32 protein-coding genes and 1 pseudogene are annotated in these 26,448 nt (G+C 39.5%); 30 read left to right on the top strand and 3 right to left on the bottom strand.

Going from position 1 to position 26,448, the window contains the following annotated elements:
- Nucleotides 1-33: 33 nt before the first annotated feature.
- The 24 genes from C0W29_RS13845 (at nucleotide 34) to C0W29_RS13965 (ending at nucleotide 16,650) form a co-directional block, all read left to right on the top strand.
- Nucleotides 34-357 (top strand): hypothetical protein, encoded by a 324-nt coding sequence (locus tag C0W29_RS13845; protein ID WP_045044469.1) that lies wholly within the window; start codon nucleotides 34-36, stop codon nucleotides 355-357.
- A gap of 19 nt (nucleotides 358-376) precedes the next feature.
- Nucleotides 377-709, top strand: coding sequence for a hypothetical protein (locus C0W29_RS13850; RefSeq protein ID WP_045044470.1), 333 nt, complete (start codon nucleotides 377-379; stop codon nucleotides 707-709).
- Nucleotides 690-1,205 (top strand): hypothetical protein, encoded by a 516-nt coding sequence (locus tag C0W29_RS13855; RefSeq protein ID WP_045044471.1) that lies wholly within the window; start codon nucleotides 690-692, stop codon nucleotides 1,203-1,205. Before C0W29_RS13850 ends, C0W29_RS13855 begins: the two co-directional genes overlap by 20 nt.
- Before the next feature lie 7 nt (nucleotides 1,206-1,212).
- Nucleotides 1,213-1,662 carry a hypothetical protein gene (locus C0W29_RS13860; protein WP_045044472.1) on the top strand — a complete coding sequence of 150 codons (450 nt, stop codon included), beginning with the start codon at nucleotides 1,213-1,215 and terminating at the stop codon, nucleotides 1,660-1,662.
- Complete coding sequence (locus C0W29_RS13865) at nucleotides 1,643-2,227, top strand: phage baseplate assembly protein V (RefSeq protein WP_045044473.1); 585 nt, start codon at nucleotides 1,643-1,645, stop codon at nucleotides 2,225-2,227. The genes C0W29_RS13860 and C0W29_RS13865 overlap by 20 nt, the downstream gene beginning before the upstream one ends.
- Entirely contained in the window at nucleotides 2,224-2,556 is a 333-nt protein-coding gene (locus C0W29_RS13870) for a phage baseplate protein (protein WP_045044474.1), read from the top strand. Before C0W29_RS13865 ends, C0W29_RS13870 begins: the two co-directional genes overlap by 4 nt.
- Nucleotides 2,553-3,530 (top strand): baseplate J/gp47 family protein, encoded by a 978-nt coding sequence (locus C0W29_RS13875; RefSeq protein WP_045044475.1) that lies wholly within the window; start codon nucleotides 2,553-2,555, stop codon nucleotides 3,528-3,530. Before C0W29_RS13870 ends, C0W29_RS13875 begins: the two co-directional genes overlap by 4 nt.
- Nucleotides 3,514-4,257: a phage tail protein I gene (locus tag C0W29_RS13880; protein ID WP_045044476.1), complete on the top strand. Its 744-nt coding sequence runs from the start codon at nucleotides 3,514-3,516 to the stop codon at nucleotides 4,255-4,257. Before C0W29_RS13875 ends, C0W29_RS13880 begins: the two co-directional genes overlap by 17 nt.
- Nucleotides 4,254-4,778 (top strand): phage tail-collar fiber domain-containing protein, encoded by a 525-nt coding sequence (locus tag C0W29_RS13885; protein WP_045044477.1) that lies wholly within the window; start codon nucleotides 4,254-4,256, stop codon nucleotides 4,776-4,778. The genes C0W29_RS13880 and C0W29_RS13885 overlap by 4 nt, the downstream gene beginning before the upstream one ends.
- Before the next feature lie 6 nt (nucleotides 4,779-4,784).
- A complete protein-coding gene (locus C0W29_RS13890) occupies nucleotides 4,785-5,165 on the top strand; it encodes a hypothetical protein (protein WP_146145996.1) in 381 nt (126 codons plus the stop codon).
- Complete coding sequence (locus C0W29_RS13895; protein ID WP_045044479.1) at nucleotides 5,158-5,460, top strand: hypothetical protein; 303 nt, start codon at nucleotides 5,158-5,160, stop codon at nucleotides 5,458-5,460. The genes C0W29_RS13890 and C0W29_RS13895 overlap by 8 nt, the downstream gene beginning before the upstream one ends.
- An 8-nt stretch (nucleotides 5,461-5,468) precedes the next feature.
- On the top strand, nucleotides 5,469-6,122 hold the full coding sequence (locus tag C0W29_RS13900) for a hypothetical protein (RefSeq protein ID WP_080895317.1): 654 nt from the start codon (nucleotides 5,469-5,471) through the stop codon (nucleotides 6,120-6,122).
- A gap of 3 nt (nucleotides 6,123-6,125) precedes the next feature.
- On the top strand, nucleotides 6,126-6,929 hold the full coding sequence (locus C0W29_RS13905; RefSeq protein WP_045044480.1) for a hypothetical protein: 804 nt from the start codon (nucleotides 6,126-6,128) through the stop codon (nucleotides 6,927-6,929).
- Between the two features lie 14 nt (nucleotides 6,930-6,943).
- Nucleotides 6,944-7,264 (top strand): tail fiber assembly protein, encoded by a 321-nt coding sequence (locus C0W29_RS13910; protein ID WP_080895319.1) that lies wholly within the window; start codon nucleotides 6,944-6,946, stop codon nucleotides 7,262-7,264.
- Nucleotides 7,265-7,321: 57 nt separating this feature from the next.
- Nucleotides 7,322-7,519 carry a hypothetical protein gene (locus C0W29_RS13915; protein WP_045044481.1) on the top strand — a complete coding sequence of 66 codons (198 nt, stop codon included), beginning with the start codon at nucleotides 7,322-7,324 and terminating at the stop codon, nucleotides 7,517-7,519.
- The gene (locus C0W29_RS13920; protein ID WP_045044482.1) at nucleotides 7,516-8,691 is read left to right on the top strand and encodes a phage tail sheath protein; all 1,176 of its coding nucleotides are present in this window, start codon (nucleotides 7,516-7,518) and stop codon (nucleotides 8,689-8,691) included. Before C0W29_RS13915 ends, C0W29_RS13920 begins: the two co-directional genes overlap by 4 nt.
- Nucleotides 8,684-9,172: a phage major tail tube protein gene (locus tag C0W29_RS13925; protein ID WP_036794904.1), complete on the top strand. Its 489-nt coding sequence runs from the start codon at nucleotides 8,684-8,686 to the stop codon at nucleotides 9,170-9,172. Before C0W29_RS13920 ends, C0W29_RS13925 begins: the two co-directional genes overlap by 8 nt.
- Nucleotides 9,173-9,234: 62 nt before the next feature.
- Nucleotides 9,235-9,804 (top strand): hypothetical protein, encoded by a 570-nt coding sequence (locus C0W29_RS13930; RefSeq protein WP_045044483.1) that lies wholly within the window; start codon nucleotides 9,235-9,237, stop codon nucleotides 9,802-9,804.
- 112 nt (nucleotides 9,805-9,916) lie between these two features.
- Entirely contained in the window at nucleotides 9,917-12,679 is a 2,763-nt protein-coding gene (locus C0W29_RS13935) for a phage tail tape measure protein (protein ID WP_045044484.1), read from the top strand.
- 8 nt (nucleotides 12,680-12,687) lie between these two features.
- Entirely contained in the window at nucleotides 12,688-13,056 is a 369-nt protein-coding gene (locus C0W29_RS13940; protein ID WP_036794900.1) for a phage tail protein, read from the top strand.
- Nucleotides 13,053-13,256, top strand: coding sequence for a hypothetical protein (locus C0W29_RS13945; RefSeq protein WP_045044485.1), 204 nt, complete (start codon nucleotides 13,053-13,055; stop codon nucleotides 13,254-13,256). Before C0W29_RS13940 ends, C0W29_RS13945 begins: the two co-directional genes overlap by 4 nt.
- A 3-nt stretch (nucleotides 13,257-13,259) precedes the next feature.
- Nucleotides 13,260-14,234: a contractile injection system protein, VgrG/Pvc8 family gene (locus tag C0W29_RS13950; RefSeq protein ID WP_045044486.1), complete on the top strand. Its 975-nt coding sequence runs from the start codon at nucleotides 13,260-13,262 to the stop codon at nucleotides 14,232-14,234.
- A complete protein-coding gene (locus tag C0W29_RS13955; protein ID WP_107174147.1) occupies nucleotides 14,234-15,538 on the top strand; it encodes a site-specific integrase in 1,305 nt (434 codons plus the stop codon). Before C0W29_RS13950 ends, C0W29_RS13955 begins: the two co-directional genes overlap by 1 nt.
- A 518-nt stretch (nucleotides 15,539-16,056) precedes the next feature.
- Entirely contained in the window at nucleotides 16,057-16,650 is a 594-nt protein-coding gene (locus C0W29_RS13965) for a hypothetical protein (RefSeq protein WP_107174145.1), read from the top strand.
- A 223-nt stretch (nucleotides 16,651-16,873) separates the two neighbouring features.
- Here C0W29_RS13965 and C0W29_RS13970 read toward each other — a convergent pair whose 3' ends face one another.
- Both C0W29_RS13970 and C0W29_RS13975 read right to left on the bottom strand, forming a co-directional pair.
- The gene (locus C0W29_RS13970; RefSeq protein WP_107174144.1) at nucleotides 16,874-18,841 is read right to left on the bottom strand and encodes an acyltransferase family protein; all 1,968 of its coding nucleotides are present in this window, start codon (nucleotides 18,839-18,841) and stop codon (nucleotides 16,874-16,876) included.
- 770 nt (nucleotides 18,842-19,611) lie between these two features.
- The gene (locus C0W29_RS13975) at nucleotides 19,612-19,974 is read right to left on the bottom strand and encodes a hypothetical protein (RefSeq protein ID WP_045044569.1); all 363 of its coding nucleotides are present in this window, start codon (nucleotides 19,972-19,974) and stop codon (nucleotides 19,612-19,614) included.
- Nucleotides 19,975-20,601: 627 nt separating this feature from the next.
- Between C0W29_RS13975 and C0W29_RS13980 the strand changes: the two are divergent.
- The 3 genes and pseudogenes from C0W29_RS13980 to C0W29_RS13995 all read left to right on the top strand — a co-directional run.
- Nucleotides 20,602-20,724 (top strand): annotated as a pseudogene (locus C0W29_RS13980) (DUF188 domain-containing protein); the annotation flags it as partial.
- Between the two features lie 629 nt (nucleotides 20,725-21,353).
- A complete protein-coding gene (locus tag C0W29_RS13985) occupies nucleotides 21,354-21,818 on the top strand; it encodes a GNAT family N-acetyltransferase (protein ID WP_045044568.1) in 465 nt (154 codons plus the stop codon).
- Nucleotides 21,819-21,957: 139 nt separating this feature from the next.
- On the top strand, nucleotides 21,958-22,422 hold the full coding sequence (locus tag C0W29_RS13995) for a GNAT family N-acetyltransferase (protein ID WP_045044567.1): 465 nt from the start codon (nucleotides 21,958-21,960) through the stop codon (nucleotides 22,420-22,422).
- A 251-nt stretch (nucleotides 22,423-22,673) separates the two neighbouring features.
- Here the strand turns inward: C0W29_RS13995 and C0W29_RS14000 are convergent, their stop codons facing one another.
- Nucleotides 22,674-23,192 carry a tyrosine-type recombinase/integrase gene (locus tag C0W29_RS14000; RefSeq protein WP_328588802.1) on the bottom strand — a complete coding sequence of 173 codons (519 nt, stop codon included), beginning with the start codon at nucleotides 23,190-23,192 and terminating at the stop codon, nucleotides 22,674-22,676.
- A gap of 388 nt (nucleotides 23,193-23,580) precedes the next feature.
- Between C0W29_RS14000 and C0W29_RS14005 the strand changes: the two genes are divergently transcribed.
- From C0W29_RS14005 to C0W29_RS14015, 3 genes are all read left to right on the top strand, one after another.
- Nucleotides 23,581-25,263 carry a hypothetical protein gene (locus tag C0W29_RS14005; RefSeq protein ID WP_045044566.1) on the top strand — a complete coding sequence of 561 codons (1,683 nt, stop codon included), beginning with the start codon at nucleotides 23,581-23,583 and terminating at the stop codon, nucleotides 25,261-25,263.
- Between the two features lie 336 nt (nucleotides 25,264-25,599).
- Nucleotides 25,600-25,869: a hypothetical protein gene (locus C0W29_RS14010; protein WP_052671574.1), complete on the top strand. Its 270-nt coding sequence runs from the start codon at nucleotides 25,600-25,602 to the stop codon at nucleotides 25,867-25,869.
- Nucleotides 25,870-25,871: 2 nt separating this feature from the next.
- Entirely contained in the window at nucleotides 25,872-26,363 is a 492-nt protein-coding gene (locus C0W29_RS14015; RefSeq protein ID WP_045044565.1) for an SMI1/KNR4 family protein, read from the top strand.
- Nucleotides 26,364-26,448 lie beyond the last annotated feature (85 nt).

Here is a 26,448-nt window from a genome sequence, read left to right on the forward strand (position 1 = left end):
TAAGTGAAATAAACAACAGGGACAGAGAACACTATGCGTATTGCTGATGGTTCAAAGATTGATTTAAAAGCGCCAGTGGGTGGTTTTGTTAAAGATGTGCCAGTGAAGTACGGTGCGTTAATTGTGATACCTAACTATTCGGCTCAAGAAGGCCAAGTGGTGAGTTGTACTTACCGTGGTTTATTTGATGGACCGATTAAAGCCGGCGATTCTCCTTCATTTATCGGTGAGGCCGCTTATTTTGATAATGGGGTGTTTACTAAAACGTTACCTACGGGTGAAGGTGCTGTGACCGTTCCTATCGGCTCATTCATTGATAATGGCGTATTGTTGATGGGTGTGGCCTTAATCAGTTAACTCACATGATAGGTGATCAGTGAAGAGTGTGTTTGATGATGCTCGGCAATTGATTCGAGCCTCTATTCAGCAGTGTTTTGGCAGTGAATTAGTGGTGATGTTACCCGATGGCCAACAACGGAAAATTCAAGGTTATATCAAACACCAATCATCAGAAGGTCATGCCATTAAACGGTTATTAACGGCCAGTTGTTTACCACCGTTATCAACCATGATGATAAAAGGTAAGCGTTATAGCTTGGCGTTCTCTGGCCATGAACAAGGTAAGGGTAATAAAGACAGTCAGCTGCAGCGTGAATATGTTTTAAATCTGTCTCAAGCAGGGATTAAGCATGACTTCTCTGAATTCTAATATGGTATTGGACACCCGTTTTCTTGCTCGTCTTTCCTACCTTCCCGATGAATTAGCAAAAGCCGCTAAACAAGCGATGATTAAAACCAATCGCTGGTTAAGGGCGGCTTCTATGGCTGATTTAGGCTATGAACTCAGTATTGATTCAAAAGCCATGACCACCCGTTTTAGAACTTATAAAAACGGCGGTATGTCAAAGCTGTGGGTGGGGGTAAGAAGCCTTGGTGTGCATCGATTAGGGACACCAGTTCAAAATGGTAAAGGGGTGCAAGTGGGTAGTCATTTCTATGATGGCGCGTTTATCTCACCAATGGACAGTGATCAACTGTTGGTCTTTCGCCGTGAAAATAAAGGTCGAAAATCCATTAAGTTAGTCACCATCGATATTAGTGAAGAGTCGGAAGAGATCATTGATTCTTACTTACCCGATTTAAACCGTAAATTTGAGGAGTTTTTTCATCGTGAGTTCCAATTCATTCTTTCGGGCACCCAGTGAATGGGTGATGACTGTCATTGAACGATTAGAACAGTGTTTACAACTCGGCAAGATAGAAACCGCCTATCAACGTGAAGAAACAGAGCCAAGTGCACCTATCGTGCGTTACCAATGCGGTGAATGCCAATCCATTAATCACACCAACAATGATGGCCGTAAAATCCATGAAATTGAGCTGAGATTCTTGGTTGAAGTGCCGATTGCTCAAGCTAACTTTGATGTGGTGGCACTGGACTTATCAAGCCGTATTGAGCGTGAGTTATTCAATGAACGCTTTGGTTGTGTGGATGATGTTGAAGAGGCGCGGTTGATTTCAAATCTGCCGCGCCGTTTTAATCCAGATAATGGGGTGTTCTTACGGGTTGTTACTATCAAACAGCGTATTTTTATGGGGCCGATTGAACACGATTGGCATGAGATTATAGGAACGCAAGCCAATGTTGAGGGCATTAGTTGAACGGATCCGTTCGTTAGAAAAAGAAGTGATGGCTTTGCGTGAAGAAATGGAAGAAAACCGCCGTTCTTCGGGCAATATTATTCGTTTAGGCGTGGTGGCAGCGACTTCAAAACAAGCTGTTGATGTTACTGCTGGTCAGAATAAGGCAACGCGGGTGCCGTTTTTTGTTCATAGTGCGGGGCGAGTTAGTCACTATCGCCGTCCTAGTGTTGGTGAACAGTGCATTCTGATTAACTTAGGCTGTGGCGATAACCTCAATAATTCCGTTGCTCTGATGGGGTTATCTTCAACAAACTTTCCTTGTCCGACGACCGAAGAAAACCAAGTGATGACTGATTACGGCAACGGTATGACTGAGTGTTATGACTTAGATACTGGTGCATTAACGGCGCATTATCCTGGTGGTGTCAAAGTGGTGGGTGATATTGAGCAAGAGGGTAATTATCGTGCTTCGGGGGATGTGGCTGATGGTACTCGTTCGATGGCTGCTGATCGTCAGATTTATAACGACCATATCCACTTACATGGAAACCCTCATACCAGCCAAACGGAGCAACAACAATGATAGGGATTGATCCTAAAACAGGGAAAACCGTCACGGGTATGGCTGCGTTAACCTGTCGGTTTGAACGGATCCTGACAACACAAATGACATCACGCATTAAGCGCCGCCAAATAGGCAATAAAGCCATTGCCCGTTTAGGTCGAATGCAAAACCCAACTGAAGCCATGATAGTGCAAAACCTATCTCTTGAAGCGTTGGCTAATCCTGCTAATGGCTTAACCCAATTTAAACCCAAACAGTGCCAAGCCATAGCAAGTGATACGGGTTTTTCAGTGAGTGTGAAAGGCGTGTGGCGAGGGAATGATATTGAATTACAGGTGCGGTTATGAGTTTACCTAAAGCGTTTGTGGTGCCTGAATTTGAAACCTTACTCAGTGACTATATTCAAGCAGCGGTGGCGTATTGTGCTAAGTCAGATACTGACAAAGCGCAGTTATTACACCAAGCCATGACCAATGATGGTGAACTGCTGGCACAAGTGACTCAGGCGTTTGTATTAAAGCGGGTGGCTGAGATTCGAGAGCAGAATCACCAAGCCTTACAGATGTTTCGTAAGTTCGTGACTGAATCCGACATGGTGGATTTGCTGGCATTGCAATATGGCTTAAAGCGGCAAGTATTAACGCCGAGTGATAACAGTATTTTTCCACCTAAGCCTGCCATCATGGAATCAGATGAAAGCCTACTGCAGCGGTTTGATTTAGCGCCTTATCAGTTCCATACCACAGGTACGCGAATGGGGTATAAATTTCATGCGCTGACCTTAGATGAACGGCCGCTGATAAAGATTGAATCAGAACCCGATGCAGTGGTGATGCGGTATGAATTTCAGCACTTAAACAGGCCGATGCCGGTTAAAGATGCGATGCCTAAAATGTTAGAGCCTAACTCTGGCAAAGTGTGTGTAGCAGTGCTAAGTCGAGAACATCCACAAGGCATTGCCAGTGATGCGTTATTAAAACGGGTAGATGATTACCTTCAACGTGATGATATAGCCCAAGAGTCTGATGAAATCACCACCAAAAGTGCGGCTCCAAAGCTATATCGAATTGTGGCCACGGTGTATACCGGCTCTGATCCAAGTTCGCATGTTGATAAAGCCCAAGCCGAACACGCTGCATGGGCATTAGCTGAAAAACGCCATAAGCTCAATGGCATTGTTGATAGAGAAGAGGTGGCACACATTCTTTATGAGTTAGGTGCTAAACGTGCCAAAGTCCACGAACCTGCAGCTGATGTTATCTGCCTGTGGGATGAAGCGCCGTATTGTACGGAGGTGATCATTGATGTTCGAGGTGACTGAGCCTTTTATTTCTGTTCAACCTGAAAACCGTACCCTGATTGAAGAGTCCCTAGAATATGCTTGGCATACCTTACTGGCTAACCAAACCGATCCTTTCCCCGAACTGAAACAACCACGACTAACGTCAGAACAATTTGTTTCCTTACTGGCTGGTGAGCGTGGGGTAACTGATTGGCGACCTGAAGATTCATTAGAACAACAGCGTAAAACTGCCGATAACGCCTTTGAAATTCATCGAAAAGCGGGGACTCGTCACGGTTTAGCGGTGGCTATGGATGCGTTGGATTGTGATATTGAAGTTACCCCTTGGTATCAAATGGAAGCGCCGCCGGGTCCTTATCATATTGAAGTGGTGGCTTGGAAACGTAATAAGCCAGTGAATCAAGAAACCGCCAAACGGATGCTGACACGGATTGAAAACACCAAGTCTGAGCGTGACACCGTTGATCTAATTTTAGCCTTTGGTTTAGATACTGGACTCACGTTCTCAGGGGTAAAACAGCCATCCGTTGTTGATTACGATGATTCAGCGACTGGCATCATGCCACCATCACCGCTGGTATTGGCTCCCTTTGGTGTGTCAGGTGCTCACTTTCATACCACGGTCGGTGATGAGTCATATCAGGGATGCATGCCTAATGACTCGTGGTGTGCAGGAGGGAGCTATTTTGCAGGCGGTATGCGTATGGTGATGAGTACCGATATAACGTTAGGAGTAAGAACATGAGTTCACCCGTTGTTCAATTTACTAAAGTGGGATTGGCCGAGCTAATTAGCGCCAAAAACCAAGGCATTAAAGGGGCGATTAAATGGATAGCAGCGGGTGACCGCAGTTATCAGCCAACACCTGAACAAAAAGCGTTGTACAACGAAAGGCAACGTGAACTGATTTCAGATTGGGAAGAGTTGAGCCCAACACAACTACGTATGGCGGCGGTATTTAAAGGCAATCTGGAATATGAAGTGCGAGAAGTCGGGTTCTTTTTAGAAACCGGCACCTTATTAGCGGTCTATTCAGTACCTAATACGTTATTGGCGTATAAATCAGCCAATGCCAGCTGGTTGCAGAAGTTCACGCTAGATGTCTCCCCATTGCCGTCAAATAGCATCACGATTGAGGTCGGTAATGACAATATAAACCTGTTATTGGGTGAAGAGTTAACCACGATGGCCACTGCTCAAATTGGCAATATGTCGCGCCATCTTGAATTGCTATTTCGTTTTAATGAACTAGAGAAAAGAGTGTGAGGGATTATGGCATGCACAATGGAGGGACCGCCGTTATTGAGCATTATTGCAGGTACAACCTATGGCTTTGATGTTAGCTGGACAACGGGTGATGACAGCAATCCTTATGTGAAATTGTTTGGGTGTACCGCTGTTTTTGTTGTTCGTTCGATTGAGGGTGAGGTGTTGGTGCGTGGTACTACAGAATCTGGACATATCACCATTATTGAACACCCACAGCAAAGCGATGCGCTCGATATCAAAGTCACCCATGACCAAACTCAAGGCCACCAACCAACAGCGTGGGAGAACGCGAGTTATGAAGTGCGGGTAACGTTTCCAAGTGGTGATCCTTACAGCATATTACGCGGTCCAGCTGTTTTGATAAAAGGGGCGGTTGATGATTAGCGCAAATGCAAAAGTGTTGGTCACGCTCAATACTGACCGCGTGATAACAGTGCGGTTACCCCAAGGGATTGCTGTTGTTCGAGAGCAAGTGAAGCCCAATGTTCAAGTGGTAACGATTGGTCAGCAAGGGCCTGTGGGTACGGTTAGTGAAGAAGTCTTAGCAACGGCTGCAGAAGCTAAAGCATTAGCAGTGGCGGCTTCTGAAGTTACTCAATCAACAGCAACATTGCTAGATAGCGTCATTAGTAATATCACCAATGGGTTTAACTTTCATGCGGGGGAACTTTCTGCTTAGGAGTGAGGGTGTTAAACAATAAAATTGACCAACTGATAGCGGCACTCAATAACGTGATGGGTGTGATTAATGGCAAGTTGCGATTAAAAGCTGACAAAACAGAAATCTATTCACGTTCTTATCTTGATGATCCGCTTTCTACCTTAGGCGCTAACACCGCAACGGCCAATAAACTCAAAGTCGCACGTACCATAACCCTTGGCCGTGATGCGAATGGCTCCGTGTCATTTGATGGTTCGGGTAATGTCACATTGCAGGTCACCATTCCAGCACTTGATGATAAAGCTGACACGATTGATACCTTAACACCGGCACAAATAGATGCCCGTATTAAGCAATTGATAGGCATAGCGCCTGAAGTATTAGATACCTTTGAAGAGTTGGCCAAGGCACTGGGTAATGATCCGCATTTTGCTGCCACTATGACAGCAGAGCTAGCCAAGAAAGCCAATGCCAATCAGGTCTACAGCATCACGGCGGCGGATGCACAATTTCTAACTAAACGAGGTAAAGCGGCAGACACCACGCTGTTTGGTGGTAATGCGCCAGCTCACTATGCAACCTCAGGCCAAATATCGACATTAGAGCAAGAGATTGCGGATGGTTTTACACGACTTGCCGCATCGTTCAATGATGCAGCGAATACAATTAATGGAAATTAATCAATGAGTTTAGAACAACAAATAGGGGCATTAGTTAAAGCCTCAGAAAACTTAACCGGTGCAGTGAACGGCAAGATTGGGGAGATTGATAAGAAGGTTGATGCTGCAGTTAAAGCTATTCCAGAATTACATAAAACATTTTATATTGATAGTGTCGCAGGTAATGACAATGCATTAGGGACACAATCCTTACCGATCAAGACAATATATGAAGCGGTTATTCGTACACCTATAAATGGTTCAGTAAGTATTTTTTTGAAGAAAAATCAAGACCATTTCATGTCGGGAACAGTTCCTCGATTTACTAATGCAACAAATAAAAAGATACAATTAGCAGCATACAGTGCGGGTTCTAAACCTGTAATCAAAATGTTAACAACAGATGCGCCAACAGGGAGTATTCTTAATGGTTTTATAGTCTCGACCTTTAGCAGTATTACTGTTGTTGAATGTGTCATTGATACAATGTCATTACCATTAGATCAAACAAAACCATGGCCAGAATATGGCGGTTTTATTTCTAGAGATGGATCGTTAGGTGAAGTTGGTAATGCGTTAATTTCATTATCTCATAGTGAAATTAAAATAAGAGATCATCAGTTTTCATCACATTATTCTCGTGTTGATTATAATTTTAGAGCCGTCATTATTCATCATGTTGGCCTTCAAGTTAAATTAAACTCAGGAGGTGATACGTTTTATTGTACTTTTAATGGTGTTTCATTATCGGATACATCTAAAACATTAAAAGGTTGTTTATCTGGTGCAACTGCGGCAAATACATTAACGAATATTTCATTAGCATAAAGGGTGATCATATTATGGATTCTATACTGATTAATGGTCAGCGTATTTACGGTCTTAATTTAAATGATCAAGATTATAATGGTGATCCAATTTATTCGTTTTTTGGTATAACAAAAGAACAAGCGGATATTTTAAAAAAACAAAATCAGTGGTCAGAGACTCGAAAAGCGCGGGATCAACTGATGATAAAAACAGACTGGACTCAGACGAACGATGCGCCACTAACCTCCGAAAAGAAAGCTGAATTTACTGCTTACCGCCAAGCATTACGGGATATCCCTCAAACTTACGATAATCCTGATGATATCGTATGGCCAACGAAGCCAACTATTTAGAAACCGCTCTTAGTTAGCGGTTTTTTTGTATCTAAAATCTGAGTTAAAAGGAATAACATGGCAACCTTGAATCTAACAGGGCTGCAAGATCATCCGATCTTGCAGCCTTTTCGTTTAAATGGCCGTTGGTATTTACCTGCAGATAACACCATTGCTTTGCACCCAACACAAACCGCCTTTTTGTTGATGAATGGCAAGATTGGTAAACCGGCACAACTTCCAGTCCAACAACAAGCCAAAGGACAGCAACAATGAGTTCATTAGCACCCATTCAAGATTTTGAATTAAACGGGGTTGAGGTTCGTACCATAGAACCGCAACCAAGTATGGGGCCATTAGCGCAACAGGTGGTGCACTTGATTGGTACGGCTCCCGATAAACGCGGCACCATAGTTTATAACGAGCCAACACGGTTATGGAATTATGCTGATGCAATAATGGCATTAGATTCAACCGGTAACCGTCAAGGTTCATTACCGACAGTGGTGCGTTACTTGTTTGAGTACGTGAAATGCGCGCTCTATGTCACGGTGGTCGAAGTCGGTGCGACTACTGCAGTAACCGAAGCCAATGTGATTGGTGGTGTGGATTCAGCAACCGGTGCCATTCGTGGTTTGGAAACCGTTAAGGCTTGCCCTGAAACACCCACCATTATTGCCGCTCCTGGTTTTCATTCAAAAGCAGTAGGACAAAAGTTGGCATTAATTGGGCGTGATGTGCGTTGTCGTCCTGTACTTGATGGCCCAAACACTAATGATATGGCTGCCGCTGAGTTTGCTGCAGGGTTTGGTGCTGAAGGAACAGGCGAAGATAAACTGTGCATTATCGATCCTTGGTTTCTGAAAACTTACGATGGCGTACAGGTATTAATGCCGGCATCCATCGCTTTAGTAGCTGCAATGGCTTCGGTATCGGGTTGGGAAAGCCCACAAAATCGCTCAGTAGTGTGTGATGAAACCGCCCGTAATATTGCCTATAAAATCAATGATAAAACTACTCAAGCGAATTTTTTGAATAAACATGGTGTAGTGACGATAGCGCATACACGAATGGGCGGTTATTCGATCATTGGTAACCGCACTAATACCGGACGTTTTATCTCTCATGTTGGTTTAGAAGACTTGATGGCACGTAAGTTAGAAGAAACTAGCCAACCGCTATTGGGTAAACAGTTGACTGAAGAGTTCATGCAGCAAGTTGTTGATCGTTTAACCAATTGGGGACAGGATTTAGTCGCGCAGACTGTTATTCCGGTGTTTAAAGCCTTTCTTCATCCTACCAAGAATAATCTAGAAAATTATACAGCGGGTCGATGGTTCCTATGTGTGAATTATGGCCGCTATTCACCGAATGAACACATGGTGTATGAAATGAGTGTTGATAACGGGCTAATTGCAGCATGGCTTGATGAGGTGGTAAATGGCTGATCGTATTCGTATGCGTATTACGGCACAGGTTGAATCTGTGCCATTGATGAATGAAATTGTGGACTTTACGCCACCGGAAGTGAAAGCCAAATTAGCCAATAACGAAGGCGCATTTGTGGCTTCTGAAGATACTGTTGGCTTAGAAAAGCTCAGTTGGTCGTTAAAAGTCAAAGGTGAACATGGGGTGTTATCGCGTTCTTTGGGTAAGTACACCATGGGTAATGCCCAAATTAACGTGGTAGAAAAAGGCAAAAGTACCGATGGTGTTCCCTATGTGGAAACCTATTCAATGTATGGACCGATTACGGCCATTAAGAAAGAGGCGGTGAAGATGGGCGAGAAGCCAACCATCACTATTGAAGGTACCTGTAAAGCGTATACCCAACATGATACGGGTATTGTGGTTCATGATATCAATGTGAATACCGGTAAAACCATTATTGGTGGTGTCGATTTGATGGGATTAGCCGGCATCATTTAAACCGTCTTTGAATTATGTATGACTGATAGCGCCTATGGGCGCTTTTTTTATGAGAAAAAGCCATGAAGAAAGAAACCACACTGCCATTTTTTAACCGTTCAGGTAGTCATAAATTAACGATTAATACCATCACCTTAGGCGCGTTTCGCAAGCTGCCTTTTGTGATGAAAGATGATCTGTCTGCCGCTGAACAATTTAAGCAGTTTAAGGCGATGATTTTAGCTTGTACGGACTTAACGCCGACTGAGTTTGAAGAGCTGTCGGTGCCTGATTTTACCCAATTACATCAAGATATTCGCGCCTTTATCTTAACGCCATCTGATGAAATGAATGATCATTCATTAACGGGTAAAGACTTTGAATTTGATTTGGCGTTTCCGTTTACCAATGAACTAGAAGAAACCATTAGCCACATTAAATTTGCTGTTCCTAAGGTGAAACACTCTGAAGCATTGGCAGATATTGATGATCATTACGAACGTGAAGAGTTTATGTTTCGGGTGGTATGTCATTTAGATAAACAAGATATGGACGCCATGGCATTGAATGATTACTTGGCCATTAAACCGCAGGTGGGCGCTTTTTTTCAACTTGCGGGGGATTACTTTCGCCCCGTGACGTCGAAGCCCTGATTGATTTGATCCCAATGCACCGTAATACCACTGAAAGTGAACTCAGAGAATGGTCACAAGACCAGGCATTACGGCGTTATGAATTGATCTTATCTAAGCTCGGAGTCAAACAATGACGGAAAAGATTAGTTTTGTCTTAGATGCGTCAGTCAAAGGCGTTAAAGACATTGTTTCAACTACTACCGCAACAGAACGGTTAACGGCAGCACTGGCGGAACAACGGGGTGAGGTTCAGTCGTTAAATGGTCAGTTAAAGGGTATTAAAGGCTTTGAAGCTGCAGAGCTTAGAGCTGAAAAGCTATCGGCTCAATTAACTGAAACCAAAAGCACCATGACTTCTCTTAGTGCAGCCATAGCTGAGAGCAAGCTGAAAACCACTCAATTGCGGGGTGAATACAATTTAACTCAGAACGAAATTCGTGGGTTAAATCAGGAAATGCAGCAAGCCTCAAAGGAAGGGGCACAAGCCTTACAAGTTAAGCTAAAAGAAGCCCAACTTCGACTTGAATCACTTAATACTGAGATTTATCAGAACAAAGCCCAAACCAATGATCTCTCTGTCGCTTATAAACGTGCCAGCGGTAAGTTAGGCAAGTTAACCGACAGACAAGAGAAGCAACATAGCACCTTAAATAAGTTAAAAAGCTCACTGCAAGCGGCGGGTGTGAGTACCGATAAGCTTGGTGATGAACAAAACCGATTAAAGCAACAAGCTGATAAAGCTACCTTAGCCCTTGAAAAGCAGAATGCGCGATTAAAAGAGATGCAATCAATCCAAGGTCGCATTGATAGTCGTAAAGCTAAGTTAGGTGAAATAGGCAGTGAAGCAACAGGGTTAGCGGCAGCTGCAGCACCGATTGTTGGATCGATATGGACAGCAATTAAAAATGAAAGCTCATTTGCTGATGTGAAAAAAGTCGTCAACATGAGTGATGAGCAATCCTCAGAATTGCAATCGTGGGCGCTGAAAACCTCAACAACAACACCAATGAGTGCCGATAATATCAATGCGATGTTAGCCGCTGGTGGCCAAAGTGGCATTAAAGATATCAATGAACTGAAAAGCTTTGTACTTGATTCGGCCAAGATGGGGGTTGCCTTTGATATGGATGCGGGTCAAGCCGGTGAAACCTTATCTGTGTTTAAAGCAGCCTTAGGTGTTGATCAACAAGGGGCAATGAATGTTGCTGGTCTTTCGAACTACCTTTCTAATAACTCGAATGCCAAAGCGAAAGATATTGCGGGTGTGATGGCGCGTGAAGGGGCATCAGCCAAAACAGGTGGCTTTAAAGTTAATGAGTCCACGGCATTATCGGCTTCATTATTGTCATTAGGCATGGGTGAAGAGCGTGCAGCAACGGCTTTGAAGAATATATCAGGTCGATTGACGTTAGGTGATGCAGCAAGTGGTACTCAACAAAAGGCAATGGCCTCAATTGGTTTAGATGCTGATGATATTGCCTCAAGAATGCAAGAGGATGCGTCAGGTACTCTGATTGAAGTGCTTAATGCCGTTAATCAGGCACCAAAAGAAGATAAAAGCGCCATATTGAGTCAGATATTTGGTGAAGAAGCCAAAGGTGCAGTGGCATCACTATCAGGCAATATGGCGAATTTCACCAAGCTATTAACGCTTTCAAAAGAAGATCCTACCGTTCATCTTGATTCTCTTGATCAAGAATACAATGCCAGAATCAGTACCACAGGCAGTGGCATTGATATGTTCGTGAATAAGTTAAATCGACTCAGTGTGGTGTTTGGTACCGCGTTATTACCAGCTCTTAATTGGGTACTTGAACCGTTAGGCAAAGGTGTTGATTTACTGGCTAACTTTGCTGAAGCGAATACGGGTGTTACCCAAGCTGTGGGTATTGGTGTTGCAGCATTTATTGGTTTGAAAGGGGTGTTGTTAGCAGGGAAAGCGTTATCGCTCGTCTTTGGTAACTCGATGGATAAAACCCGTTTATTTACGAAAGGTTTAAATCGTGAAACCCAAGACGGTGGACGGATTGCAGCATTGGCTGCCAAACGTTGGCGAAGCTTAAATGCTGCCGTTTCATCTAGCCAAGGGCCAGAAAGTAAAGGCAATAGCAGTGTAGGTAAAGAAGCCCGTTCTCGTAACAAGCGTAAAGGTCGTCGCCGTGTTCGTGGTCGCCGTAAAGGGTTAGGTGGGTTACTTAGTTCTGTTATAGAAAGTCGAATGGCTCAAAAGGTGGGCTCTGGTGCTCAGTCTTTGGTAAGTAATGTTACCCCTAAAGGTGCTGCTATGGCCTTAGCGGGTTCTGGATTAGCTTTAATGCCTATGGACGCGATGGCATCAGATGCAATGGATGTGATTGGAATTGGTGGTGATATTGCTGAAACTGCGGGTAAAACAGGACTTACCAAGGTATTGAAACCACTGGGAATGATGATGAATGCCTCTTCCGTTGTTGAAGGTGTCATTAATGGCGATATGGAACAAACAGGCGGTGCATTGGGGGATATCGGTGGTTCTATGGGCGGTGGTGCGTTAGGTGCTGCCATTGGTACTTTCATTTTACCTGGTATCGGTACCGCGATTGGTGGTTTGTTGGGTTCTATTGCGGGTGGCATGGGCGGTGAAATGCTCGGCGGCTGGTTTGGCAAGAAACTTGATTCACCTGAAGAAACCGCTAAAAAGGTCGATGAAGTTCAAAGCAAAGAGGCGATGGCTAAGCAAAGCCCACCTATATCATTTTCACCTACCTTTCAAATAACGGCTGCAGCTGGTCAAGATGAAAAGCTGATAGCGCAAGAAATTACCCGTCAAATGAACCAACAATTATCGTCATTAATGGGCGAGAACACCTTATCAACCCAATTTAGTTATGCCGCTATTGATAGAGATAGCTAAGGATCGTTATGCACCATTTAGTGATTGGTGAGTTCGTTTTTTCTGTGGGTGACAAAACACCGATTATGAAGTTTGAGCGAACATCACCAGGCGCGTATTCAGAAGTCAGTTTGATTTATGATGCACGCTCTGAAATGACAGGAAAACCGCTTGAAACCCTCGATATAACCGCTAAGTGGTTGCAATACGGGGCGCAGGAGTCAGTTGAAAAGCTTCGAACGTTAATTGAATCTCCACAACAAGTCAGTGATGGCCAAGGTATTAACTTAGGTAAATGGACGATTCAACAACTGAAAGAAGGTAAGTCGGCATTGATTCATAACGGTCAAGCCATGGTTACGGATGTCATGCTGCAATTGAAGGAGTACCGCGAGTGAAGGTAAGCGCCAAAGCAGGTGAGTTGATCACGGATTTACTCTATAAGCACACTGGCCAAGATAATGACCAATTAGAACAAGCCTTCTATCAATTAAATCCTCACGTTCGGCGTGAGGTTTTTTTTGTCGATACCGAAGTGGTGTTACCTCAAGTCAAGCAGGTACCTAAAACTCAACGTGTTACTAAATCATGGGATTAAGGAATGTTTCATTTAATAGGCAATAATGCAGATTTGATTTTGGACCGTTTAAAGTCATGGCGGTTGAATGATGGCAACGGTACCGAAGGTGATAACGTCACTTTGGTGGTGAGCTCTGATGATGTTGATGGACTGCCACCCAAAGGTGAACGTTATTCGGTGCGATTGGGGGATGTTGTACGGGATAGTTTTCAGATATCAAAACGGTCAGTGAATTTATACCCAAGAGAGATCACGTTAGTTCTCACCGTTGCGCCTTTCTCTATCAAAGATGAAAGTGGTTATCGTGAACGTAAGTCGTGCAGCTGGGATAAAACAACAGTAGGACAAGTCGTGTATGACTGTCTTACCCCTCATGGCTTTGATGTTTTTGTCCATCCGCGATTACAAAAAATTGAAATCGAGCATATAGATCGTTCTGATGAAAGTACGCCGGCATTTATGAACCGCTTGGCCAAGTCTTATGATGCAATAGCGAAACCTGTTGAAGGGCGGTTTATTTTTGTGCCAATTGGTGAACAACGTAGTGCTTCAGGTAAGCGTATTGAAAGCGTTACGCTGTCACTCCCAGTGGTGAATCATCCGGGCAATAGTGACTTTGTTAATGTGTCTGCAGAGCTAGATGGTCGACAAGATTTTAATGGTGTTAAAGCTTTTTATAGTTCAACTGCAGATGGAAGCCGGCAACAGGTCAAAGTGGGGAGTAAACCGTTTAAGTCATTAGGCAAAGATAAGAACACCAAGAATGAAGCAGAACAAGCGTGTGCTGCAGAGCTTCGAAAAATGCAACGCCAAGGGCGGAAAATCAGCATTGAAGCGCCGCCTAATCCCACTATTTTTGCCGAAGGGCTAGTGCTACTTGATGACACTTTTCCTCGCGCCTTTAAAGGTCAATGTTCTGTTGATCAAGTGTCGTTCTCTGGCCAAGGATTACAACCCAATCGAATGAGTATTCAAGCTACGTTAATAGGTGAGTAATGATCACAAACAGTAAAATTCGCTTTAATCAACATGCCTTCTTTTCTGCAACACTCCCCGTGAAAATCTCTGATGCTCAAATCAAACGTCATATTAATGATCAACGTGTACGCCAGTTAAAAGATGTTCGATGCCCACTTTACTTGCGGTTTAACGCATCTCGAACCGGTGGAACGTGGTGGTTTTATCGTTACGAAGCTGGCAAACAATACCCATATCGTATTGCTAAATATCCTGGTACTCAGGCTAAAGATATTATGGATGTGGTGAGTGCGGTATCTGTCCAAATAGCTAAAGGAAAAGCCATCGAATGTAATCGCTTTGAAACGGTAGATCAGCTGGTTGATTGGCATGTTCAGCGGCAATGTACTTTAAAACGTTCCACGAAAGAGCGATTGAATAACCTAAAAAGTATGGCTGAAACTCATGTGATGAGCCTATTTCATGGTGTTGCTATTACTGATATTGACCATCAAAAGATAGACAGTGCCTTGATTCAGCCTATGTTTGAGCAAGGCTATTCGGTGAGTTATGTGAGGGCGAATTTCTTCTTATTGAAAACAGCTTTCTCTATTGCTAGACGATTGAAACACATCACGGCCAATCCACTATCAGAAGTGCAATTTAAGACGTTTTTCCCTGAGACTTTCTCTGTTACAGAAGCTCAAATAAAAGGCTGCCGAGTGAATACTGAAGACCTGATTGATATCTTGCCGGCGATTGGCCAACAACAACCACCACAACGATTATTACTGATGATGATGTTAGCGCATGGTTCTCGTATTGGTGAAACCAGAAAGGCTTTATGGAAGAACATCAGTTTTATTGAAAAGCGGTGGTTCATTCCTAAAGAAGACGCCAAGAATGGGGTAGCAATGAGCTATCCACTTACCGCTGAGATGATTGAACTATTACGTTCATATCAAGCATGGCAACGTGCGCTAGGCTATAACAGTGATCACTTGTTCCCATTATCTCGTTGGAATAATCAGCCAATCCACAGTGCTAAAGCCAGTGAATGGGTACGAGGAGTATCAAAGAAAGCATGGAGTGCACATGATCTTAGAAAGCGAGCACGATCAATATGGGCGGAATTAGGGGTTGATTACATTGTCTGTGAATCACTGCTCAATCATGCTCGAGATAAGTTAGATCAAGCCTATATCCATACACATATGGAATTACAGAAGAAAGAAGCGTTAGAAACGTACCATAAATGGCTTAAAAAAGGATGGTGTACCTGTCTAGCACCTGTCTCGATTCAAAATCCAATCCTCGATAAACCCTTATCCAGACTGGCTTGAAGCCACTTTTCATTATAAACCTCAGCGGATGATAATAAGAATGCAGATTTGTACGAAAAACGAACAAATCAACGCTAATTTGATGGGAGCAGCACGAGCAGTTCCTCACCAAGTTGGCCTAATCAAATTGAGTAAAACCCAGTTGAAAGTTCTGCAGTCGATTATGCCTGGTGAAAAGGTAACAGCGGAACAGATTGCCGAACGTTGTGATTTGTCTTGTTCGTGGGCGAGTACTTTGTTGAAGACGGTTTGGGAAAGGGGGTATTTGGTGAGAGAATTTTTTGTTAAAAGTAACGGAGGTCTAAAATATAAATACAAAATTATATGATTCATATGAAAGAATAGTTTTATTATACTAGGTTCATGATAATCTTGTGTCATATGTGTCATATGTGTCATATGTGTCATATGTGTCATATGTGTCATATGTGTCATATGTGTCATATGTGTCATATGTGTCATATGTGTCATATGTGTCAAGAGTAAAAAGAATTCAATGACTAAGTAAAGGTATAAGTATGACTGATATACAGTATGAATACGAAGAAAAGTTAGGTAGAATTAATGACTTGGTTGTTGCCTCTGTTGTTGATAATCTTCAAGCCTGTGTTAATGATTTTGCACAATTTTACCCTGAAAGTATCAATATACGTATTAGTAGAAAAAACCTAGATGTATACAAGAATCAAGTGTTAGAAATATTTAATGATGGTTTAAATGTTTTTAAGAACGGTATATCTTCGATAAAATTCACATATCGATATGCACATTCAATAGAATATGTGAAAATTCCATATATGTTCAATTTGCATACAATAAAAAAGCAAGAATACTCTAGAGAGTATAGAAAGATTATTATAGATACTATTACTAGCATAATAGACGGAATAAATAAAAAACTCAAATTCGTTAAAGATGAAAAAAAATTAAATATAGAAAGGTTTGAAGAGTATTTTAAAATAAACAAAGCACTTTCAGATTTTATGACTGAATTAGTTTCACTTGAGAAAAAGATCAAGACTGATTTAATAAAAAAAAGGCAGATGAAGATAAAAAATAATCTTGAAATAGCAATAGATGCATGGAGTCAAATGGATAAAAAAATAGGCTAGGTTCTTTCTGTATTTAAAATCGGACTAACGAGTCACACTCTCGGGAAATAAAAATTTTTCGGCTCTCTTAGCCACCACCACCGAGGTTGGTGATTTAGACCATTTTCGGTGGTGAAGGGTAGAGCGTGATGCGTAACGATAATCTGATAACACGTTTTGAATAAAAATGTTATAAAATTAATAATTAATATCAAGGGTTTTATATACACTAATCTTTAATAGATCATGATTTTGAATTCCAAATGTTATCAAATCCATGAGATAAAAGATTAGCACCGTAGATATTTAAATGATTATTATCAACAAAAAGCGGCTTATTTTTTATATTTGCATAGAATGTATTATTCTTAGTATTTAGTAAATAATGGTTTACATCAATAATATTAATTCCGCATTGTTTTTTTGCCTGATTTAATAAAGATAATGTGAATTTATTTCTTTTTTCATAAGATTTCACAGATATGGTTACATCATGTTTTTTATTTTGTAATAAGTTATTAACCATGGTTTCTGGTACGTTAACTATAAACTCAGGTATGGGCTTTAATATATAAACTGGGTGATTTTTATGAATATCACATACACTTTTTATAAAGTCTTTTTTGTATGCATCAAGATAATTATTAGAAAATTTATTATATCCATCAAGATATATATATGGTTTATTTACTTGATTTGATTCATTAAAACCAAATGGGTATATGTTTAATCTAGCAGCTAATATCACAGGAACGCCATCGTAGTGTGACTTAAGAAAGGAATACAATTTATCATTGTATACACTACAATTTTTCCTTGAAGGATCACTATGAATAACACCATAAATAGGAAGACACCCAAATGCCCCTAAATTTAAAAGTTCTTTTCCTTTATATTTACTTTTAAGTGATTTATATATTCCACTAGAGATAGCTTGAGCATGACTATCTCCTATAATAATTCCAGCTACATTATTTTCAATTTCAAATTTATTACACCCTTTGGATGTTAAATCTCCGACTTCACATTGTTCTCTTAATTTTTTTACATTGTTATCTTGTGATGAAGATAGTGATGATGCAAAGTCTTCTATATAATTTATATTAGATTGGAACCTTTTTGGTATACCATGTTCAATAAAAATATAGCTAGAAACTAATCCAAGACTTACCACTATCCACAATGGTTTAAATGCAATAAAAGTCTTAAAGGAAATAGTCGATAATGCAGGGAATTTAATACTTTCAACAAACTTGTAGCTACAAAAACCGAGTACAAAAGAAACAGGAATACCAATCCATGCCCAATGCTGTATTTCAAAGTTGTAGCCAAATACCATTACAGGCCAATGCCATAAGTAGATAGAATAAGACCATAAACCTACTTTTTGCATTAGTACATTATCTGTAATTACACTACCACTACGATTAGCTACAATAACTAAATAAGCACCTAAAACAGGGATTAAAGCTAAGTATCCAGGCCAGTAGTTATCTTTCGATATAAATGCATATGAAGATAAGATTAAGGCAATACCAAACCATTCTAAGTATTTTTTGCTTGTTTCTTTAAGACTCTGTAATGGATAAAGGAATGCAAGACCTCCTACCATCATTTCCCATGCACGAGTTGGCAATAGGAAGTAAGCCGGATTAGGCCAACGATATGTTATATAAGCACTAAATATAAAACCAAGCATTGTACCAATAATAAGTAAAAGCTTAATGTTGTTTAGAGGCATGTATTTCTTTAAAAGCACTAATACTACAGGATAAATTATGTAGAATTGCCACTCTACTGATAGAGACCATGTATGCAACAACCACTTACTATGTGATGCAGTATCAAAATAACCAGCCTCTCGCCAATAAATCACATTGGATAAGAACCCCATGCTACTAGCGATATGTTTACCTAACATACTATAATTTAACGGGGTAAGATAAAACCAACCAAACACTAGTAAAACTAAGCAAACTACTGATAATGAAGGAATAATACGGTTGGCTCGAGCGATATAGAAATTAATAATAGAAAAATTATTTTTTTCAAACCCACGAAATATGATCCCTGTCATTAAGAAACCAGAGATAACAAAAAACACATCAACCCCAGCGAAACCACCAGGTACCCATGTAGGATTAAAATGGAATAAGACAACAGCTATGACAGCAAGAGCTCTCAATCCATTGATATCGGTTCTAAATTTCATGAAAAGTAAAAATCTAATAAGATAAACGGCAGGTATAATATCAAAACTATATATATAAGTAATTTATTCTATTGTTGATATTATTAAATATATTGACTATAAAGCAATTCTATACATTGTAACTGCATATATAAAAAAGGCGCCTTATGAGACGCCTATTTTATATATAACATGTACTTAGTTATTTTCCTTTCGGTTGAGCATTACCTCTACCGCTACCAGAAGGACTACCGGTGGTGCTAGGCCAATTTCCTCCAGGTCCTGTATGACTAGAAGGGCCTCTAAACTTCCTTTCGAATTACCGCCTTTGGAAGACATTATCTCTCCTTAACAGATGTTAATATTTAACAAATTAAGTTTAGTTAATTAAGTACAAAAAGTTGATTAATAGGATAATGGGTAAAAGATAGAAAAGGAGTCGCTACATAATTTATATAGTTGTAAATTAATGCTGATGGAAATCATGCGGAGTAGTGGCATTCAGTCGCTAGAGGACACTTTAGGCTATGCTAATTTAATGGAATTAATACCTAGCTTTGTCTCTGAAGTGTCCTAAGTAATTTGAAAGGTTATTTAGCTCTTGAATATCAAATGGTTACAAGTTACGTATTAGAGTCAAGCCAACAAAGTGAAATTATTCTAGAAAATAATAAAACAGCTTTATTTTACATACATTCTATACATTCTATACATTCTATACATTCTATATTTTATTTATAAAAAAGGCCGTCAATGACGACCTTGTAATCTCATGAAAATATAGTGATTAATTATTTCCAGCTTTCACAGCCAGGCTTTGATTTATCTATTAATAGATTACCTTCGATTTTATATTTCACATAACCAACTAAAAACGAAAAGAATTCACTATCAGCAGCTACATCAGTTAATCCGACGGCACATCGGTCTTGTTCAATTGTGTTATCAGAAGCTTCTTTTATAGAAGGAACGCCAAGAGGCACAATAAAAATAGCTTTTGTATCTTCACCAACTACTCTCGGACCTTCTACAAAATGACCGTTATTCAAATTAACATTTTTTGTAGATGCTAACGTAAAGTCAGCAATTCTTTGAGCACAGCCCGTCAATAATAAAGTAGATGCAATAAAGCTAATCGTAACTATTTTCTTCATAAAAAGTATCAATCAAAATCAATTGGGAGCGGATACTAGCATCTAAGTATATTGATTGAAAAAAACGCTGCATATCAGTAAGTAAAGATATGTATTGAATATATAACCTAGTCCTTTAAGTTGCGCTAAGAAGCTACTTTAAAGCTATATAAACGAGTTAGGTGAAACTTTTCCATTAAAGGCTGTATTTAACATATTGAACCTTTTACGCACCACGCGATCACACTTCAGCTCTAAACGGGGTTGTAAGCTTTGTTTTGATATATTTACGATACGGATAATAACAACAAAGTACTGTTGATAATTTGTTACTAATGTTGCGGATGGTTTCTAAAAACTATAACGCCTTATATCTAGTTGAAAGTGCCAAAACACTAACTTTCCCTAACTCGTCATTATCGTTATTCATAAGAACTGAAGGTGCACATGTCATTATTCTAAAATCAGGAGGTGTTGTGGTTCGACTATTTAATTTAACGTTGTTGTCATTATTGTTAATACATAAAGGTATATAAATGTTTGCTAACGATTCTAAGTAAATATCAATATATTCAATAGTATACAAACGAAGGCATGTTAGCACAACTCAAATTAACTGTATGTATATACAGTTAATTATTTTATATTATGGAAACCATGCGGAGTAGTGGAATTCAGACAGGTGGACCGTCTGCATTAACACAAGCAGACCGCCAAAATTTCGCTAATAAACTAGATGCTTTTTTAGCTAAAAATCATAAGATACAATAAGTTATAACTTTGGAGGTAACGCTGTTTTACCTCCATTTCTCCCTTCTACGTTATTCATATTTCTTCTTATTTTCCTGCTAAATCCCAATTGCTAACGTTTTGCTAATATGAATTGCTAATATGAATTGCTAATATAAATGGATATTTTGCGTTTTTTCAGAAAATTAGCATGCATAATTATTTAAATAAATGAATTTAATATAGTGGGATTTAGCGATTTATTCTGACTGTAATAGCCTAAATTGTTTATTTAAATAGGTAGGGATTAATATAAAGTATTATGGTTTTTAAAAATGTAAGTCTATGGCATTGGTTAATAGGCTTGGTAGTTACGATACGACAGAATTGCTTGGTGATCACAATGGTGTGAAATATGAATCTAACACGCTTTTGCCCCATTATGCGTTAGACCTTTTACTCATTCATATCTTGTTAATGTGAATTTGCACTATAAAAAGTTATGCGAATTTCGGTCATTTAGGAATTATGCACCTCTTAGCAGCTTAGTTCCCTTGCATTGTTGATAAGATATTGATTTGTAATTGAGTCAGTAAGTGAAAGACGGCATTATGTGCGAGTTAAAGGCGACTTTTAGCCGTCTAATTAGCGTTATATGTTAGGAGGTATACTTGGACAAAATCTTTATTTCACAATTAGTTGATAGTGATCGAAGTGCTGTGTTTGACTTACTGCAAAACGAGCATGCTATGAGGTTTTTGGGACCGAGAAGGCCTTTGACTGATGCAGAAGCTGAGGTTTGGTTTGCTGACGAGCAACAGGCAGAAACTAGGTTTGCGTTCAGGTCTGTTGAAACTAACGAAATTGTTGGGTTTTGTGGAATTACGCTACTTGATGATGAACTAGACTTTGGGTATTTTATTCGTCAGAAGTTTTGGGGGCAAGGGCTAGCGCCTTTAATGTGCAAGTCAGCAATATTCAAACTGGCTCAATCCATCGACTTAACTCAAGTTAAAGTTTTCATAGCTTCAGATAATACGGGTAGCCAAAAAGTGGCGTATAAACTTGGGTGGCAAATAAAGTGCGTAGCTGAGAACGAATTTGAGTCAGGGCATTTTTATCATATCCACACATAACAAACAATTAAAGAGTGATTCGGCACGCGTGGTATTTTTATTATGCGTCAGTTTAAGTGATTAAGGTGGTATGCGGTAGCATTGGTATTACGTGCCTCACACCTTAATTAGGCGTTAACTGTATTACGGAGGAAGTACGATGATAACAATTAGAGAGTACGTTGAATCGGATGCTAAAGCACTTTGGGATATTCACTTTTACACGATTCGTAATGTTAATCTTCGTGACTACTCCCAAGAACAAATAGAGGCGTGGGCTCCAGATTGTCTTGATTTCTCAGTTTGGAAAAAGCGAATGTCTGGCTTATCACCATTTGTTGCTGAGATAGATAATATTATTGTTGGTTATATTGATTTACAATCAAATGGGTTAATTGATCATTTCTTTTGCCATTATGAATATCAAGGGCAGGGAGTGGGTAAAGCTTTAATGTTTCATGTGCTTAGCGTGGCAGAAGAACGTGATATTAAACGTTTGTATTCAGAAGTAAGTATTACAGCTAGACCGTTTTATGAATACTTTGGGTTTAAAGTAGTTAAATCTCAAGAAATGGAAGTTCGAGGCCAAAAGCTAAGAAACTTCGTCATGGAAAAATACAATTAACATATAAGGATATGTATTGCGAAGTCGACACCTATCAAAAGTATTGAACAAGGCCAAGCCACCATATATAAATATATATTGCGAATATCATAAAGGGTGATACTGACCTTCTTATCTTTACCATACTTTTCCTAATACCTACCAGCCAAAATACAGCAAATTGCATAACGCACTTTTGTCCACAAATGAGCTAGAGTTAACGCTATAACCTCAACGCAAAAAGCCCTCACTTTAAATAGGAGGGCTTTTTGCTATTGATCACTCTTTGGTTGATTAATACTTTTTAGGTTGAGTGGTGGTACCATGTCCACTTTTCGATCATAGGTATTAACTTGAGCGAATTCTTTATGGTCAGAGAAACGTTGTTTGTCTACCATCGTTCCTTCGTAATCTGAAATACCTTTAGCTTTTAAATCATGGAATGTGAAATCAGTATTGATATCATATTCTAAAGCCGCTTTCTTTTTTGCTGTTTGCCAATAATCTTGTAGTGAACGATCGTGAACCTTTTGACCATTAGGACGACGAAGCACGAAGTTAGTTTGTTTTTGAGCTAACGTTTCAGATAGGGCGATGGCTTCACGTAAGCGTGGTGACCACATCTTAATTTGTTTCTTACCTGTTTTAGACTGAGTAATGAAAATACCATCATCGAATAAATGTGAGTACTCAAGCTTTAATATGTCACCTTTACGAGCGGCACATAAATAGGCCAACTCCATTGCAACTTTTGTGATGGTATTAGCGCATTGGTAAATTAGGCCGCGCAGCTGTCGACCGCATTATTTTCAATATAAGAGAAATAGAACAATTTGTTAGATCTGATTACATAGTGGTTTGATAACTTATTGGTTAGGTTCTTCTGTACGCTCAGAAACACCAAACGAGCCCAGCTATCGGGAAAAGAAAACTTCTCGGCTCTATTATCCACCATCACCGAGGTTCGCGATTCTGCCTATTTTCGGTGGTGAAGGGGAGAGCGTGATGCGTAACGTTATATAAAAATACCACTAATGGATGTATTGGATATCAAGCTTTATTTATGTTTATAGTGAATAATTTGCATATTAATGATTGGTTTTTATGCGCAAGCTGTTGCATTCCTTTTAGGAATACATACAATATACTACTTCATTCATAATACAAATAAAGCTTAGTATGCCATTTAATAAATCTATCCTTGCAACCGTACTTATTTCTATTTTTTCACTTTCAGGTTGTAACGGTGGCAGCAATGACTCAACGACAGTACCTGTATCTTCAACAAAAACAGTCACCGTTATTGACGGAGCATTAGAAAATGCACAGATTTGTATCGATCTAAATGACAATGATCAATGTGACAAGTCAGATAAAATTCTACCGCAACTAACTAATAAAGAAGGTAAAGTTGAAGTATCGCTTGATGATGCAAAGCATTCTTTAATTGCACTGATTATTGCAGGGCAAACAAAAGATAGCGATGAAATTACACCAGTTACTCACAGCTACTCAATGATCACCGATGCAAATCAATCTGTAATTACACCGTTTACTACACTCGCAAAAGTTGATCCTATAGCATTATCTGAGATTGAAGAAGGCTATGGTTTAACAAAGCAAGAGCTTCTTGGTGATTTATCAAAATATCCTAAAGCACGTATTCTTGCTCGCTCTATTACACCAGTGATGACAAATAACATTGTGGATGTTACTCAGCACAAAGATACAATAACTAAAATAGTTAGCTTTATTCAAGAAGCAGAAAACAATGACAAAATAAATCAATTAATGGATAGCCGTATTGTTATTAATAATGGTAAAGCAGAAGCCCAACCATTAGTTAATATCGCCAATCTATTAGCTGGTAAAACTTGGTTTATAGCAAGCGTAAACAGTGATGAAAATAAAGATAGTGGTGTAGCATCAATAAATTTTAAAGATGCTAATCATTTGGAATTTACAGATAGTGACGGTGTCACAGAGACTGTAACTTATACAATAGATAAAGATAAGAATTTCATTTCAACGGATAATGAGAATAACGCTGATGCACAAAAATTCCTTTATGTATCTTCGGATTTAATTATCAGTGTGATGAACGATCCTGATGGGACTCATGATTTGATTGTTTGGTCGACAAAAAATTTAAAATCAAATCAACCATTACCTGTTACTGCAAGTCAATTTGTTGGTAAAACATGGTACATGTTAACGGATGACTCTGATAACAGCACTCCAGAGCCTAATGTATTTGGTTGTACTTTCAATTCAGATAGTTCACTAACAGTAACAGAGCCAAATGAATCGAGTGAAAGCTTCAATGCTGGCTCGTGGGCGATCAAAAATAATGTATTAACAATTAATATTATTGATGGTAATACAACTTACGTAGACACTAGTACTGTATTAGCACAAACCTCAGATTATATCGTGATTAAAAATATTGAGACTTCAGATGATTCTAATGATTCAAGAGTAGGTTTTAATGTTTTATTCAATGATAAAGTACGCCCGATGAGTATCCTAAAACAGTGGAAGACTATATCCACTGGTGAAGTAACAACACATGTAAATGTTGGTAAGCATAAGGAGATTACAAAGGTAAGTATTGATAAATCAGAGGCTGAAGCAAAAGATCCTGATGCTATATCAACAACGATTGAGATTCACAATGGTCAAGTTGTATATTCTAATTCAATATTTAGTGATGGAATTTACTATGTAATGGGCTATAAGCCTGATCAAATCGGTGATGATTATTATGCATATGGACCACTAAAAGTAACTGTAACTGATGGCCGTATTCAAAATTTAGACTTCACTCATGCACCTATTTTTCATGCTGTAGATAAAGACTAAATAAATTAAGGTGACCTATGGTCTGTACCTTAATCTAAATCCCTGGACTATGTTCGGGGATTTTTTTGTTGTAAGGAAGTTCAACGGAATAATAATGTTTAATTTAAGTATATTGGTGGCAAAAAACGCTACACGTCAGTAAATAAAGATATGTATTGAATATATAATCTAGCTATTAAAGTTGCGCTAAGAAGCTACTTTAAAGCTATATAAATGAGTTAGGTGAAACTTTTCCATTAAAGGCTGTATTTAACATATTGAATCTAATGTGAACCGATACGCTATCACGTCCAGAAACAACTAACTCCCCCTTTGTAAATCACCACAGTGTTAACGATGTTTGGGCAAAAAAATATTTCTGGATACAAAAGTAGAGCGGCTGAAAATCCGACTATGGCTCTTAGTGTTAATGGACACAAAGCAGCACATAGAGCAGGAAATGATTATTTAAAAGAAACTATGGGATCTGTACGGAGTCAAGCTAAGAACCTTTCGCCTAGACAAATGCAAAAAATGGCGGAGAGGCGGTTCGATGCTGCGAATGTTCCGATGGCGGCTAGACAGAATTTCTACAATAGTTTTAATCGATATACTTACGGAAAATAAATATGAATTCATTACTAGAGAAAATAAGAAATTCAAAGACTTGTATTGTTTTCCCCCCATCAGGTTTACCTGAAATTAGTGGTGAACACTCTTTACCTGAAGATTTAAAAGAATTTTATAGGGAGTGCGGAGGTATTAAGTTCTTTGTCGGTACCGATTATGTGATGGAAATCGTTAGCCCTGATAACCTAGTATCATCTAACCCAGTAATACTACCTGAAGGCTGGGAAGAATACATACCTGAAAATGACATATCAAATGACTGGTACATCATAGCCGAAGCCGGACCTGAGCAAAGAATATCAATTGACCTCGGTGAGAATCGTATCGGTAAATGCTACGACAGTTTTTGGGATATACACGCCTCGCCAGGTGAATGTCCCGTTCTAGCTCTTTCCTTTAGTGAGTTATTGGAAAATATTTTTAATTGTAAAGGTGGATACTGGTTTTGGTTAGCTGACGATTTTTCTAATCTTGATGACGCTTATGATTAATACAAATGTAAGTGTAGTAAGTAGAAAGTGATATCGTTGGCTCAATGTAATACGCCCTAATTTTCTATACGTGAAGGTTCTTCGT

Origin of the sequence: Photobacterium kishitanii, assembly GCF_003026355.1 — a bacterium.
GTDB lineage: Bacteria > Pseudomonadota > Gammaproteobacteria > Enterobacterales > Vibrionaceae > Photobacterium > Photobacterium kishitanii.

Excerpts from the sequence above, each read along its gene's own strand:
- C0W29_RS13845 (WP_045044469.1), top strand. The coding sequence starts at position 34 with ATGCGTATTGCTGATGGTTCAAAGATTGATTTAAAAGCGCCAGTGGGT.
- C0W29_RS13855 (WP_045044471.1), top strand. The coding sequence starts at position 690 with ATGACTTCTCTGAATTCTAATATGGTATTGGACACCCGTTTTCTTGCT.
- C0W29_RS13860 (WP_045044472.1), top strand. The coding sequence starts at position 1,213 with ATGACTGTCATTGAACGATTAGAACAGTGTTTACAACTCGGCAAGATA.
- C0W29_RS13865 (WP_045044473.1), top strand. The coding sequence starts at position 1,643 with ATGTTGAGGGCATTAGTTGAACGGATCCGTTCGTTAGAAAAAGAAGTG.
- C0W29_RS13870 (WP_045044474.1), top strand. The coding sequence starts at position 2,224 with ATGATAGGGATTGATCCTAAAACAGGGAAAACCGTCACGGGTATGGCT.
- C0W29_RS13875 (WP_045044475.1), top strand. The coding sequence starts at position 2,553 with ATGAGTTTACCTAAAGCGTTTGTGGTGCCTGAATTTGAAACCTTACTC.
- C0W29_RS13880 (WP_045044476.1), top strand. The coding sequence starts at position 3,514 with ATGTTCGAGGTGACTGAGCCTTTTATTTCTGTTCAACCTGAAAACCGT.
- C0W29_RS13885 (WP_045044477.1), top strand. The coding sequence starts at position 4,254 with ATGAGTTCACCCGTTGTTCAATTTACTAAAGTGGGATTGGCCGAGCTA.
- C0W29_RS13890 (WP_146145996.1), top strand. The coding sequence starts at position 4,785 with ATGGCATGCACAATGGAGGGACCGCCGTTATTGAGCATTATTGCAGGT.
- C0W29_RS13895 (WP_045044479.1), top strand. The coding sequence starts at position 5,158 with ATGATTAGCGCAAATGCAAAAGTGTTGGTCACGCTCAATACTGACCGC.
- C0W29_RS13905 (WP_045044480.1), top strand. The coding sequence starts at position 6,126 with ATGAGTTTAGAACAACAAATAGGGGCATTAGTTAAAGCCTCAGAAAAC.
- C0W29_RS13910 (WP_080895319.1), top strand. The coding sequence starts at position 6,944 with ATGGATTCTATACTGATTAATGGTCAGCGTATTTACGGTCTTAATTTA.
- C0W29_RS13915 (WP_045044481.1), top strand. The coding sequence starts at position 7,322 with ATGGCAACCTTGAATCTAACAGGGCTGCAAGATCATCCGATCTTGCAG.
- C0W29_RS13920 (WP_045044482.1), top strand. The coding sequence starts at position 7,516 with ATGAGTTCATTAGCACCCATTCAAGATTTTGAATTAAACGGGGTTGAG.
- C0W29_RS13925 (WP_036794904.1), top strand. The coding sequence starts at position 8,684 with ATGGCTGATCGTATTCGTATGCGTATTACGGCACAGGTTGAATCTGTG.
- C0W29_RS13930 (WP_045044483.1), top strand. The coding sequence starts at position 9,235 with ATGAAGAAAGAAACCACACTGCCATTTTTTAACCGTTCAGGTAGTCAT.
- C0W29_RS13935 (WP_045044484.1), top strand. The coding sequence starts at position 9,917 with ATGACGGAAAAGATTAGTTTTGTCTTAGATGCGTCAGTCAAAGGCGTT.
- C0W29_RS13940 (WP_036794900.1), top strand. The coding sequence starts at position 12,688 with ATGCACCATTTAGTGATTGGTGAGTTCGTTTTTTCTGTGGGTGACAAA.
- C0W29_RS13950 (WP_045044486.1), top strand. The coding sequence starts at position 13,260 with ATGTTTCATTTAATAGGCAATAATGCAGATTTGATTTTGGACCGTTTA.
- C0W29_RS13955 (WP_107174147.1), top strand. The coding sequence starts at position 14,234 with ATGATCACAAACAGTAAAATTCGCTTTAATCAACATGCCTTCTTTTCT.
- C0W29_RS13965 (WP_107174145.1), top strand. The coding sequence starts at position 16,057 with ATGACTGATATACAGTATGAATACGAAGAAAAGTTAGGTAGAATTAAT.
- C0W29_RS13970 (WP_107174144.1), bottom strand. The coding sequence starts at position 18,841 with ATGAAATTTAGAACCGATATCAATGGATTGAGAGCTCTTGCTGTCATA.
- C0W29_RS13975 (WP_045044569.1), bottom strand. The coding sequence starts at position 19,974 with ATGAAGAAAATAGTTACGATTAGCTTTATTGCATCTACTTTATTATTG.
- C0W29_RS13995 (WP_045044567.1), top strand. The coding sequence starts at position 21,958 with ATGATAACAATTAGAGAGTACGTTGAATCGGATGCTAAAGCACTTTGG.
- C0W29_RS14005 (WP_045044566.1), top strand. The coding sequence starts at position 23,581 with ATGCCATTTAATAAATCTATCCTTGCAACCGTACTTATTTCTATTTTT.
- C0W29_RS14010 (WP_052671574.1), top strand. The coding sequence starts at position 25,600 with ATGTTTGGGCAAAAAAATATTTCTGGATACAAAAGTAGAGCGGCTGAA.
- C0W29_RS14015 (WP_045044565.1), top strand. The coding sequence starts at position 25,872 with ATGAATTCATTACTAGAGAAAATAAGAAATTCAAAGACTTGTATTGTT.